At 58.2% G+C, this 12,816-nt stretch carries 10 protein-coding genes; 5 read left to right on the plus strand and 5 right to left on the minus strand.

Going from position 1 to position 12,816, the window contains the following annotated elements; translation table 11 throughout:
• The first annotated feature begins 3 nt into the window (after window positions 1-3).
• From KO536_RS03110 to metC, 5 genes are read left to right on the plus strand one after another with little or no spacing between them, the layout of a single operon-like run.
• A complete protein-coding gene (locus KO536_RS03110; protein WP_219261048.1) occupies window positions 4-738 on the plus strand; it encodes an amino acid ABC transporter permease in 735 nt (244 codons plus the stop codon).
• On the plus strand, window positions 728-1,516 hold the full coding sequence (locus KO536_RS03115; protein WP_219261049.1) for an amino acid ABC transporter permease: 789 nt from the start codon (window positions 728-730) through the stop codon (window positions 1,514-1,516). Before KO536_RS03110 ends, KO536_RS03115 begins: the two co-directional genes overlap by 11 nt.
• Entirely contained in the window at window positions 1,503-2,339 is an 837-nt protein-coding gene (locus tag KO536_RS03120; protein WP_219261050.1) for an amino acid ABC transporter ATP-binding protein, read from the plus strand. Before KO536_RS03115 ends, KO536_RS03120 begins: the two co-directional genes overlap by 14 nt.
• Window positions 2,340-2,356: 17 nt before the next feature.
• Complete coding sequence (locus KO536_RS03125) at window positions 2,357-2,953, plus strand: cysteine dioxygenase (protein ID WP_219261051.1); 597 nt, start codon at window positions 2,357-2,359, stop codon at window positions 2,951-2,953.
• A 40-nt stretch (window positions 2,954-2,993) separates the two neighbouring features.
• The gene (metC, locus tag KO536_RS03130; protein ID WP_219261052.1) at window positions 2,994-5,780 is read left to right on the plus strand and encodes a cystathionine beta-lyase; all 2,787 of its coding nucleotides are present in this window, start codon (window positions 2,994-2,996) and stop codon (window positions 5,778-5,780) included.
• Between the two features lie 473 nt (window positions 5,781-6,253).
• On the opposite strand, the gene KO536_RS03135 is transcribed toward metC, so the two are convergent.
• The 5 genes from KO536_RS03135 to KO536_RS03155 all read right to left on the minus strand — a co-directional run bounded on the left by KO536_RS03135 (window position 6,254) and on the right by KO536_RS03155 (window position 12,816).
• Complete coding sequence (locus KO536_RS03135; protein ID WP_219261053.1) at window positions 6,254-8,500, minus strand: lipase family protein; 2,247 nt, start codon at window positions 8,498-8,500, stop codon at window positions 6,254-6,256.
• Complete coding sequence (locus tag KO536_RS03140; protein ID WP_219261054.1) at window positions 8,497-9,294, minus strand: hypothetical protein; 798 nt, start codon at window positions 9,292-9,294, stop codon at window positions 8,497-8,499. Before KO536_RS03140 ends, KO536_RS03135 begins: the two co-directional genes overlap by 4 nt.
• Window positions 9,291-10,139, minus strand: a complete 849-nt coding sequence (locus KO536_RS03145) for a DUF4123 domain-containing protein (RefSeq protein ID WP_219261055.1) — start codon at window positions 10,137-10,139, stop codon at window positions 9,291-9,293. Before KO536_RS03145 ends, KO536_RS03140 begins: the two co-directional genes overlap by 4 nt.
• On the minus strand, window positions 10,136-12,211 hold the full coding sequence (gene tssI, locus KO536_RS03150; RefSeq protein WP_219261056.1) for a type VI secretion system tip protein VgrG: 2,076 nt from the start codon (window positions 12,209-12,211) through the stop codon (window positions 10,136-10,138). The genes KO536_RS03145 and tssI overlap by 4 nt, the downstream gene beginning before the upstream one ends.
• An 86-nt stretch (window positions 12,212-12,297) precedes the next feature.
• A complete protein-coding gene (locus KO536_RS03155) occupies window positions 12,298-12,816 on the minus strand; it encodes an Hcp family type VI secretion system effector (RefSeq protein WP_219261057.1) in 519 nt (172 codons plus the stop codon).

A 12,816-nucleotide genomic window follows, 5' to 3' on the forward strand; every position in this document is an offset into this window, starting at 1 on the left:
CCCATGAGTCATTGGCTGGAGATTTTCGTCCACTGGGCCGCCGGGTTTGGTCTGAACTACAACTTTCTGCTGGATGCCTATCAGCGGGGCACCCTTGTGCAAGGGGCGTTGACCACGGTGTGGTTGTGCCTGTTCACCATCATCGGCAGTTTGCTCGCCGGGGTTGGACTGGCGGCCATGCTGACATCGGGAAACCCGTTGCTGGCAAAACCTGCGCGGGTGTTCGTCGAAGTCACCCGCAACACGCCGACCCTGGTGCAGCTGTATTGCGCTTTTCTCGTGTTGAACATGCTGCTGACCCAGGCGGTCGGTGCGTCGAACCCGCTGACGCCCTTTGCCTGGGTTGTGATCGTGATCTCGCTGCACAAGGGGGCCTTTCATGCAGAGGCCCTGCGTGCGGGCATCGAAGCTGTGCCGGCAGTGACGCTGGAAGCCGCCAGTTCGTTGGCATTCAGCAGCCGCCAGTTGCTATGGCACGTGCAGTTGCCGTTGGCCCTGCGCTTCGCATTGCCGTCGTTGATCAACAACCTGATCGACCTGGTAAAGATGACCGCCGTCGCCTCGGCAATTGCCGTCGGCGACATCACCTACGCGTCGATCATGATCTGGACGCAGAGCGATAACGTATTGGAACTGATGATCCTGATCCTGAGCTTTTTTGGTCTGCTGAGTTTTATCGTCAATGGAGTGGGGCGCTATCTGGAAGCGCGCCTGAGGATGCCCGGCTATGGCCATTGAATCGTCTGCCACTGCATCAGAGGCCTGGTCGCGACGGCATTTGGGCACGCTGCTGCTGTTGCTCGGCGCCGTATTCTGGCTGTTGTGGTTTACCCCGCAAAGCCCGGTGTTGAAAGCGCTTGTGCAATGGTCGCCAGCCTTGGCTGCGGGCTTTGGCCAGAACATTCTGATCAGCCTGGTCGCCATCACGCTGGGTTCAGTGCTGGGGTTGCTGGTGGGGGCGTTGGCCTTGTCGCCATTGTGGGTGCTGCGACAGCCTGCGCGAATCTGGGTGCACGTTTTTCGCAATGCGCCCTGGCTGGTGCTGATCTATTTCACCACTTATGTATTCCCGTTCGAGATCAAGATCGGCAGCGCCTACCTCCCGTTTCCGGACTGGGTCAAGGTAACGATCGGGCTGGCCTTGCCGGCCAGTGCCAATGTCGCTGAAATCTTCCGCGGCGCCATTGCTTCGATCCCGAGCACGCAGTGGGAAGCCGCGCGATCCTTGGCGTTTACACGCTGGCAGATTTTCAGCTCGATCATCCTGCCCCAGTGCTTCAAGCGCATGTTGCCGCCGTGGATGAACCTGTATGCGGTGATCACCATGGGCACGGCGCTGGCCTCGCTTGTGGGCGTGCACGACGTGATCGATACCGCCCAGATTGCCAGCAACACCGTGAACATGACCGGCTTCACCGTGGTGGTTTACCTGAGTCTGCTGGTGATGTTCTTTGCATATTGCTATCCGATTTCCCGTCTCACCCAGCGCCTGGAGCGACGTTATGCCTTCTATTGAAACCGTCGCCGAGCCTCTGGTCAGCCTGCGCGATGTACACCTGTCGTTTGGCGGTAACCCGGTGCTCAAGGGCATTGACCTGGACGTGTATCGAGGTCAGGCCGTATCGATCATCGGCCCGTCGGGGTCTGGCAAATCGACCATCCTGCGCTGCATCACCGGGCTGTTGCAGCCCCAGCGCGGCACCCTGCGCGTCGGTGCCGCCGAGGTACACACGATGGCCCAGGAAACGCAGCGCATCGAGTTGCGCAAGCGCGTGGGGTTTGTCTTTCAACAGTACAACTTGTTCCCGCATCTATCAGTGCTGGAGAACCTGGTGATCGCGCCACGCAAAGTGCTGGGGCGCAGTCGCGCCGATGCCGAAAAAGACGCCCGCGCCTTGCTGGCCAAAGTGCGCATGGAGCACAAGGCCGATGCCTATCCGGGACAACTGTCCGGGGGCCAGCAACAGCGCGTGGCAATTGCCCGGGCCCTGGCGATGCGCCCGGAACTGATCCTGTTTGATGAAGTGACCTCTGCTCTCGATCCTGAAACCGTCGGCGAAGTACTGACGGTGATTCGCGAGTTGACCGAAGAGGGCATGACGTGCGTGCTGGTCACCCACGAGATGCGTTTCGCCGAAGAGATCAGTGACATTGTTTACTTCACCGAAAACGGCGTGATCGTCGAGCACGGCAGCGCCGAACAGATTTTTCAACGCCCGGCCAGCGTGCGCACCCAGGCATTCCTGCGGCATGCCTTGGGCGATCCGGGACGCCGTCCCGTCGTTGCCAACGATCCGTACCTGCTGACCAATCTGGGTCGCTACAGCTTGTCTGTCTAATAACGAGGAGCCTGCCAATGAGTACCGAAAACCGTGCCGCCGTCATCGAGGATTTCCTGAAGAAAATCCGTGTCATTAACCAATCCGGTGTCGACCGTTCCGCACTGGTGCACATCGTTACCCTGCTCGAGGCACTGGCCGAGCGTCGTGATCTGTTCAATTTCGATGAATTTCCGGCACCGGTGCCGGGGCAGGGCACCACCGCGTTTCGCTACCGCCTGAATGACGATGGCGACACCCCAACGCTGTACCTGAACTCGTTGCTACCGGGCAAAAGCACGATTGCTCACAATCATGAAACCTGGGCAATTATCAGCGCTGTTGAAGGCCAGGAGATCAACTACGTGTATGGCCGTGACGACGAAGGTCGCGAGCCAGGGTTCACGACATTGCATCTGCAGCAGGAAGTGGTCGTGCAACCTGGCACGTCGATTTCGTTTCTGGGCGACGACCTGCACGGCATTCGCGTCGAAGGCGAGCAGGCGACCTTGCATTTCCATCTCTACGGTTTGCCCCTGGAGTCGCTCAATGGTCGCTACGGCGTCGAGGCCGACGGGCGCATTCTCAATTACAACGCCTCGCAAATGGCGCCGTCGATCAAGGCCTATTCATAAGCGCCTTGCGGCGCATCCATCATTTTTTAACGGAATTCCCATGAGCCAGACCGTAACCCCGGGACACTTGCAGCAGTGGCTGTTCGACGGGCAGGAAATCGCCCTGTTTGATGTGCGCGAGCATGGCCAGTATGGAGAGGCCCATCTGTTTTTCGGGGTCAACCTGCCGTACAGCCGATTGGAACTGGAGGCTCGGCGACTGGCGCCCAACCTGCAGGTGCGACTGGTGATCTACGACCAGAACGGCAGCGATGTTGCTGCACGTTCAGCCCGGCGCCTCCAGGCGTTGGGGTATGAACGCGTACACGTGCTTCAGGGCGGTGCCGATGGCTGGCAGGCTGCTGGTTATCAGTTGTTTGCCGGGGTACATGTACCGTCCAAGGCATTTGGCGAATTGGTCGAACAGGTCAGCCATACGCCCCATGTCACCGCACAACAACTGGCCGACTGGCAAAGCCGGGGCGAGCCTTTGGTGCTACTCGACGGTCGTCCGTTCGATGAATACCGCAAAATGACCATTCCGGGTTCTGTGTGCTGCCCGAACGGTGAGTTGGGGTATCGCATCCATGACCTGGTGGCGGACGAAAAAACACCGATCGTGGTCAACTGCGCCGGGCGAACCCGCAGCATCATCGGCGCACAAACCCTCATCAATCTGGGGGTGAAGAATCCGGTCTATGCCTTGGAAAACGGCACTCAGGGTTGGGATCTTGAAGACTTTGAGCTGGAGCACGGCAGCCGCCGTCGCTATGCCGATGGGGTGACCACGGCGTCATTGCCTGCGCAGCGGCTGGCCGCTTCGCAACTGGCGGAACGGGCGGGGGTGAAAACGGTAGCCGCGGTCCAGGTTGAGCAGTGGGCTGCGGATGCGCGGCGCAGCCTGTTCCTGTGTGATGTGCGCACTGCAGAGGAGTTTTCCGCGGGCAGCCTGACCGGCGCGCAACATACGCCGGGCGGACAGCTGATTCAATCGACCGACCTGTATATCGGTGTGCGCCAGGCGCGGGTGGTGCTGATTGACAGCGATGGCGTACGTGCGCCGATTGTTGCGAGCTGGCTGCGCCAGTTGGGCCATGAGGTGTATCTGCTGGCAGAGGGCGTGAACAGCGGTCTGGCGTTGCCCGAAGGCGATGTGGTCGGCCACGAGGCGCTGCCATTGATCTCGGCGCAGGCACTGGCGGATGCACTGAAAGACAAGGCGGTTGCGTTGATCGACCTGCGTGCGAGCAGTGCCTATCGCAAAGGCCATATTGCCGGTTCACGATGGTCGATCCGCTCGTTGCTCGCGCAGCATGTGGCGGGTGAGCAGCGACCGGTTGTGTTGTTGGCCGATCAAGCGCAACTCGCTGCGTTTGCCGCCCGTGAATTGCCCGAAGCCCTGCGTGTGCACGTGCAACTGCTGGACGGCGGACTCGAGGCCTGGCGTGCAGCAGGATTCGCCGTGGAGGAAAGCCCGGACAGTCCATCCGATGATCAATGCATCGATTTTCTGTTCTTCACCCATGATCGCCACACGGGCAACAAGGATGCGGCGCGCCAGTACCTTGCCTGGGAAATCGGTCTGCTGGCGCAAATGAGCGCCGACGAAATCGCCAGCCTCAATCCTTTGCAGCCGACAGTACGTCCAGATGAACGGGTGCGCACGCGCTTGGTGCATGCGGCACGGGCCCAGGGTATCGGCGGGCGGGCGGTCAATGTGCCGGTCACTCGTCTGAGCACCGTGCTGTTTGATAACCTGGCACAGATGCGTGACGCCCGGGCCCGGCGCGATCATGAGCGCGTGCTCAGCTACGGTGCTCGCGGCAACCCGACGGCGTTCGCCCTCGAAGACCTGGTCACTGAGCTGGAGGGGGGGTACCGCACGCGGTTGTTCGGTACCGGCCTGGCGGCTGTGGCGCAGGTGTTTGTGGCGTACCTGCGGCCCGGTGATCATGTGCTGATTACCGATGCGGTGTACGCGCCGGTGCGGCGTCTGGCGCGGGAGTTTCTCCAGCCTTTCGGTATTGAGGTCAGCTATTTCGCTGCGAACGGCCACGACCTTGAGGCTCAACTGCAAGCCAACACCAAAATGATCTACACCGAAGTGCCAGGCTCATTGCTGTATGAACTGTGCGATTTGCCGGCCATTGTGGCGCTGTGCAAAAAGCGCGGCATCCTGGTGGCCGTCGACAACACCTGGGGCTCGGGTTATCTGTACCGACCGCTGGCGCTTGGTGCAGACATCTCGATCATGGCGCTGACCAAGTACCTGAGCGGCCATAGCGACGTGCTCATGGGCAGTGTCTGCACCCGTGAAGAGGCATGGCCGGCACTCGCTTCCATGAGCGACAACTTTGGAGCAACGGTCAGCCCCGATGACGCCTACCTGGTCCTGCGCGGCGCTCGAACCCTGGCGCCCCGACTGGAAGTGCATGAGCGTCAGGCCCTGGAAGTCGCCCATTGGTTGCAGGCGCAACCGCAGGTGAAACGTGTATTCCATCCGGCTTTGCCCGATCATCCTGATCATGCTTGTTGGAAGCGGGATTTCACGGGCAGCAATGGCTTGCTGTCTTTTGAGTTGAACGACACGGACACTGCCTGTGTTGAACGCTTCATTGATGCGCTGCAGGTGTTCGGGTTGGGGGCTTCCTGGGGCGGTTTTGAAAGTCTGATTACCGTAGCCGATACACAAGATCGCAACAGTGCGGCTGATCGCTCACTGAACCCTGTGTTGCGCTTGCATATCGGGCTGGAGGATGTCGCCGCCTTGATCGAGGATCTGCAGCGCGGGTTTGAGGCTTTGGAGAAGGATAGGGGCAAGCCTTTGGACGAGCTTTCGCGCCGATAAAAACGTTAAGGCAGTGTTTTCTAGGAGCAAAGGCACAACGGTTTGGCCTGATTAGCTATGCTCAATCCCTGGCTTTGGCTACCGAGGCATTTTTAGACCAAAAAAGGGGAGCGATATGAAAACTAAAATCCATAAGAAACACATATTTGTCATTGTTCTGGTCGTGTTTGCCGTGTTCAGCTTTTTGATGACTAACTGGGATCAGTCATTGTGAATCGTCTGGAGTCAGTAGCCTTTACAGTCACTCAAAGGTGTTTGGTGCCTGGCTGACTCTAGCCAAGAAAGACGCCGCGCTCTCATGATGAGGTCAGCGGCGTTTTTCCTTGAAGTTCATGCCGTAACGGTGCAAGGCGGGGGGATGCCCAGAACTTGCCGGGTGTAAGTTGTGTTGGCGTCCGGGGTGTCATGGGAGCATCAGGTGCCATTTTCTAGCCCGCAGTTGCATGAAATGCTCACACGCTGCAGGTATCAGGCTAGACAATCGAATCAATATCAAAATTGAAGGGTGTTCCCGGAATGCGGACTCCGATAATGGCTGCTATCGCTCGCTCATCATCGTTGGCAGATGGCGGAGCCATTGCCAGTTGTTCCTCCTTACGGTTCTCTGCATGAGCTTTCCAGCGAGGCAAATCCTCATCAGTCAGTTCGGGTAGTCCCGCGAACACGCCATACACATCGGCCTCACTGACACGGCTAACCCGTAACTCGCTCAGCCGCGTGCGCGTGATCTCTATGTTGCGGAACTCTTGTTGAAGAGCGGCCATCGCCGCGGCTTGATTACGGACATAACTGTCGGAGCTCGCCGCCAGACGGCTCTCCAGAGTGAGTACTTGCCGCTTGGCATTGGTTAATGCCTCATCCACCTGCTCAAACTCATCAATAGTCACCAATGAGCGATTGGACTCCTGAGCATCCTGCCAGCGGCGCAGGCTGGCCCAGCAGTTGGGAATGTAGCTGACGACCATTTTGTGGTGGGCATTATCAATCACCTGCCGCAAGAATGGGCCACGGGAGGGCAGGCCGTCGGTTGCCTTCAGCGCTACGGCACAACCGTGGTCGTTGATGGTGCTGCACCCTGGCTTCCAGAGGATCGAGGACATGAAACCCGCGTTAAAGTAGACCGGCATGAAGTGTCGCAGTGTGCCGTGGTGAGCGTAGGGCTCACCGGTCATGTTGACCATGCCCAGTACCAGCGATGCCACCCCGATAGCCGGGTTCAGCACGGTAACGACACCCTGTGCCATGTACTCCCGCTGGGTGGACGTATTCATCCATGTCGATGGAACGCTTGGCACCGGGTCGTTGTGGTTGACTATGCGGTGGTGAACCAGCGGCTTGGCCCCCTCAACAAAGACCTTGTCACCGGCCCGGGGGGCGCCATAGGTGTAAAGCACGATGTCATAAGTGAAATCCGGTCGACGTCGTAGCATTTCAGACACGATCAAGGCAATCGCCCCGCCCAGGCTGTGCCCGGTGATAACCAGTTTTTGTCCGCTGTAAAACATGTCCAGGTAACGAGTGACAAAAAGGTAGGCTACCTTGGCCGCACCATAAAATCCGTTGTGCACCTTGCCAGGTGAATCGCCAAAGGGCACCTGAGTCGCATCCATGTCACGCAAGGCATCAGCCACGCTGGCGGTGCCCCGGATCGAAAGAAGAATCAGCGCATCATGGTGAGTGATAAAGGCTTGGGTATCGGTACCGTCGTCATCAGCGCGGTCATCAAGCCAGTGAATAGTCGCCGGACTTTCCTGCTTCTCCCCCAGGCTCGGGCTATTAACCTGCGGGTATAGTGCCGGGTCGAAGGGCACCACCTCCAGGCGTCTGGAGTAAGGCACCTCCTCATACAACGGGTAATACGCCTTTCCTCCAGCCTGCGCTGCATCGACCTGCCAAAGCTCGTCAAATTTTGCTAGCGCGTCAGCAAACCAATTGCCGATGCTCGGCTGTAGCGGAAAGCTCACTGTGTCGGTGTCTACCGGATGATCGATGGGTTGCTGGGCAAAGTCGCTGTAACTCAGTGTCGACATCAGCGCCAGTTGGTAGAGGTTGAGCGCGCAGAAATCGTTGCCGGGTGACAGCATTGGGCGCAGGGCGCGCAACGGGCGCACTTCCAGTACATGGTGCCGGTTCGGCATCAGCGGAACGCCGAAACGTTTTGCTAGCTCAGGCTTGTAGCCAGTACTTCCTTTGACCGGTAGCGGTCGAAACAGCTTAAAGACATGGAAGTTGGGAGGGAAATGGCGTGCGGACAACGGCGGCAGGTGTGCGCCGTACTCCACGAGTTCTCGTACCTCTACCTGATAAAAGGCTCCCACATTGGTCTTGTCTTGTGCAGGATTGGATTGAGTGCGAAGACCGGACTTATTGGAGAAGCGAGTTTTCTCGGCTCGCACCTGTAGTTCGGTGATGGGTAGGGGGTAGTGATCTCTTCCACTTAAAACTGTGTAGGTTTTCTCGCGTCCCTGATAGGGTTGATTCAGCGTCAGCACCACAGGGCCGCAGTAGTGGTTTTCCACTTTCCCGGAGCCTGTCGCATCCAGCTTGCCGGTGTAGATAATGTCTTCGTGGTCGATGATCTGATAAGTCAGCCCGGCATAAGGTTGTCCATCCCCGAACTCGTCCACTAATTGAAAACTGGTCGAGTGTTCCCGTAAAGGGCAAGCGTGAATTGTGCCATCCATGGATGACCTGTCACGTTCTGGCAGTGCACGGATCATGGGGTCACCTCCTTGTTTTCCGTGCAACCGGGGTAAATGGTGCAGGTGTCGCGACCATCCGGCATGCGAAAGGTGCTGAAGTCTTTGTAATTGCCATAGCAAAAGGCATGTTGGTCTTCAAAATTGTCTCCCATACAGCGTTTCCATCCACCGGGCACCTTGACCCAGGTGTCCTTCATGTAAGGTCTTTCCTCATCGGCCAACTTGATTTTCAGTTTCACGGTTTTGCCCGGTAGCTGATCAAGGGTGTACGCGGCGAACGGACGACCTTTGGTGACATTGCCCTGGGTATCGGTGTTTTTGCAGAAGAGGATTTTTACAATACGACGCAAGCCTCCCGAGGTCCGGAAAGTCCACTGGCACTGCCCCGAAATCTGGCTTTCGCCAGCAGCATTGAAGGAGCCTTTGTCGCGAGCGTCGAGATAATCGCGCACCGCGATAAACCCGGAATCTCCGCCGGAGTCACCAAAATCTTTGCCATATACCCCATTGATCTCAAGGTCTATGCCATTCAGCACCAACTCACAGCCTTTGCGGGTGAGGTGTATTTCAATCTCTACATCGGGCTTGTATTCAGACCACCATTCGCGATTGAACTGCTGTTTCACATTGTTATACCTGCCCAGGTTGCAAGATTGACCGGGGACAGGTACGTAGGTCACTTTCGCGACATAGGCAAAGCCCGGTGGCATGTCGGCGGTCAGGGTAAAAGTGTCGGACTTCCCTGTGGCTGAGCAGCCGCCAGTCAGGGCCAGGCAACTACCAAGAATTAAACGGTGAATAACGCGTTTCATACGGGGCCATCTCCCTGCCAATACAGCGCTTGCTGATAAACCCGGTCAAAGTGCATCGCCGGAGTTTCGTTTGGCCGGGGTAGCCAGTTTTTGGGTGGGTTGGAATCCGGCGCCTGCAAGCTTTGCATCAGCAAAAAGTGAATGCTGTCGGGTCCCTGCCAGCCCCAGGTGTGCGCCAGGTCGAGCTGGCCCCGTAGCCAGGCATCAATGTCTTGTTCTCGGGCCAGATCGAGCAGCGTGTCGAAGTGCTCGCGGACCAGGTAACGGCGCGTATTGTCGAACTGTATGCCCATGAAGGTTTCGTCAGGCGTAGGGATATGGCACCAGGCGGGGTCTGTGGGCAGGGGATGAATACCGGGATCAGGGTTGTCGGTAACAGTCCACTGCTCAGCCTGCCAATAACACACGCTGGTCATGAGGCCGAGGTAGTCCGCACGCTGCTCGGGTTGCAGGTAGGCCAGTGCACGCCCCAGTACGCGGTTATCGTGAAAGCGATAAAGCGCTTGGTTCGGCCGCTCACCGGTCACCAGACGCTTCTGCCAATGGGCGGTCAACGCATCGAGGTCAGCGCTTGCGGCGCTGGCAAGCCAGCCCCAATGACGGTCCGGTGTCTTGAGCAGGGCCTGAAGGGTCGGATGCTCAACCGCGTCCAACCGGAAGAGGCAGGGAGCAACGTTCGCCAATGAATCAGCAGGTGTTCCCCTGTACAGATTGCGGTAGTGATCGACGCCCAGTTCACTGACCAACCCATTGCGCTCGTCAAGTTGGCCATCTGAATCCAGTACCAGGTAAAGGTGTCGTCCCTGCCGGGTTTGCTCTTGCAACCATTGTTCAAGGGTAATCATGCACGTTCTCCAGTGCTGCATAGACCATCACGACAGGCCTCGCACAGTGGGCATTTGTCCGCCGCTTTCTGTTTGACGGCGGCCAAGATGGACAGCGGACTAGCGATAATCGATTGCGGTGCGCTGGCCAGCGCCTGGGCGGCTTGCAGCGGTGGAACACCTGCCACGGGTGCGCCCCCCTGAACAATGTCCACGCTGCTGAAAATGCCGCCTGCGGTGATGAGGATGTGTTGACCACCGGCCTGAAGCGTCAGGCTCATGCCGGCATTGATCACCACATTGGCCGCAGTGACATGGGCGTGTGCCCCGGCCTGAATCACCAGCGTGCCGTCGGCCGTCGTGCTGCTGTTGCCGGTGATGCTGATCAGTTCGTTGCCACCGATCACCGTGTTACGCAGGCCTTGGGTGGTGTGCAGTTCGTCACCCTTGATCAGGCTGGAGCTGTTGTTGTCCACCTGCTCAACGCGGTCGTTGCTGATCAGGCTGTGGCTGTCCCGCGTGATGTGCTCGCGGCGGTCGTTACCGATGTGGGTGTCGCTGTCGTTGAGGATCACCTGTTCGATGTCGCGCTGCGCCCGCAGGTGGATCAACTCCTGCCCGGCCCGGTCTTCAATCGACAGTTCGTTGTAGCCGCCATTGGCGGGTGAGCTGTGGCTACGCAGTACCGTTTTGGTCTTGTGCGCGGGCAAGGGGTAGGGCACCGGCGTGACCTTGTTGGGGATGCAACCGGTAATCAGTGGATGGTCGGGATTGCCCTCCAGATACGTCACGACGACTTCCATGCCGATGCGCGGGATAGTCACCGCACCGAAACTTTCTCCCGCCCAGCTGGATGACACCCGCAGCCAGCAACTGCTCTTGTCGCTGCCCAGCTCGGCGCGGTCCCAATGGAACTCGACTTTGACCCGGCCGTATTCATCGCAAAAAATCTCTTCCCCTACAGGCCCCGTAACGCGAGCCGTCTGGCTGACCAATACGGATTTGCGCGTGACCAAGGGAGGCCGGTAGAACACGTTCCAGGGGATCGCACTGAAGGTGTTGCGGTAACCCTGGGTGAAGCCGTCTTCGGGGTTAACGTCGTGGGTGATCGCTTCCTCCAGCGCCTGAGGTTGCTTGCCTGTGTGCGTCACGCTGAGCAACAGCCACAAGTCGTTGCAGGCTTTACGGGGGTGTTCGGTCAGGTCGAAGAAGTGGCCGCTGCGCAGAGTTGGCTGGTGGCTTTTGCCCTCGGCTAACTGGTAGTCGGTGCGGTGTCGCTCCAGGGCTTGCCGGGCAATGTGTCTGCCGAGCTTTTCATTTTCGATCAGCGCCGGGTAACGGTAGTCTTCGAGCGCAGGGCTGAACTCGGCGGTGAAGTGGCTTTGCAGCAACAGGCTTGGGCGTTTTAGATCATAGCCCCGGCGTGTGGTGGTACTGGTTCGGGTGCTGTAACGCATCGAGAACTGGCTGACGACCGGGTGATCCGCCACCAGACCGGAGCCTTGCAGGTAGGGCGTGCCCCCCAGCTTTGGGAAATAGGTCTGATCGTCGGTGAATACCAGAAGGTGGCCATCCTGACTGTGCTGGTGGTGCCATGAAATGCCATCTTCACTGCATAACCGCTGGATGAACTCGAAGTCGTTTTCCCCGTATTGAGTGCAGTACTCGCGTTCCGGGCTGGTGTTGACGTGGAAGGTGTACGCATCGGCTTGGATGCCATGGCCTTTAAGGACCTGGGCCACGATCTGCGGCACCGTCAGGTGCTGGAAAATCCGTTGGTTATGACTGAACTGCACGTAGTGCAGGGCAGGCACGAGGGTTAATTGATAACGGGTCAGGCGGCGACCGGACTCGCCTACGAAGACCTCTTCGATATGGCCATGAATGCCTTCACCATTGAGGCCAAACTGAAGAAAAGCGGGCTGACAGAGCAGGCTCTCCAGATCGAAATCAGGGTACTCGCTGACCAGTTCGATGTGGATCGCATACAAGCGGCTGATGACTTCAGTGCCATCAAAGGCCAGGACCTTGAAGTCGTTGCGAACAGAGGGGATCAGTAACGTGAAATGCGCAGCATTGGCTGGCGCGAACATAGGCTTGTCCTTAGCGGAGAGATGAGACACAACGCAAACGGCATCAACCGCCAAAGAGATTGATGCCGCGAAACAGCGAGTCAGTGTCAGCCTGCGACTGGGGTGCGCCAGTCATCAGAACCGGAAGTGCCGGACACTTCGTGGGTCCAGGTGATTTTGCGATAAGTGAACTCAACGTCTTCCAGATGGGTGAAGTGCGAATTCGATGGGTCCTGGCAGTTATGCATGTAGTCCTTGATGTCGACGATGATCGCGTCTTCAAGTTTGGTGGTGAAGTAGTGCTCTTGAGTGCCTGCCGACGAAGTGCGATACCACTCGATAGTGATTTCAGTCAGGCGCTCGCCGGACGTTAGCGCCGCCAGCAGCAGCGGTGACGACTTGTCGAAGACCTTGGTGATCTTGACCGGCTTGTGAACGCGTTGACCGGTCGGTTGACCCGATTGCGGATCGCGAGGAATGATCACTTCGTGACTGAAACCCTGAACCATGACCTGGTCTTCGTGACCTTCCTGGTAGGTGTTGCCGACCGAGTCGGCGGTGAAAGCGCCGGCGGTGATCAGACCTTGTTTGGTTCCCGTGATAGACATATATGCTGGCGTAGCCAT

The organism is Pseudomonas sp. NKUCC02_KPG, from assembly GCF_019345465.1.
Classification (GTDB): Bacteria; Pseudomonadota; Gammaproteobacteria; order Pseudomonadales; family Pseudomonadaceae; genus Aquipseudomonas.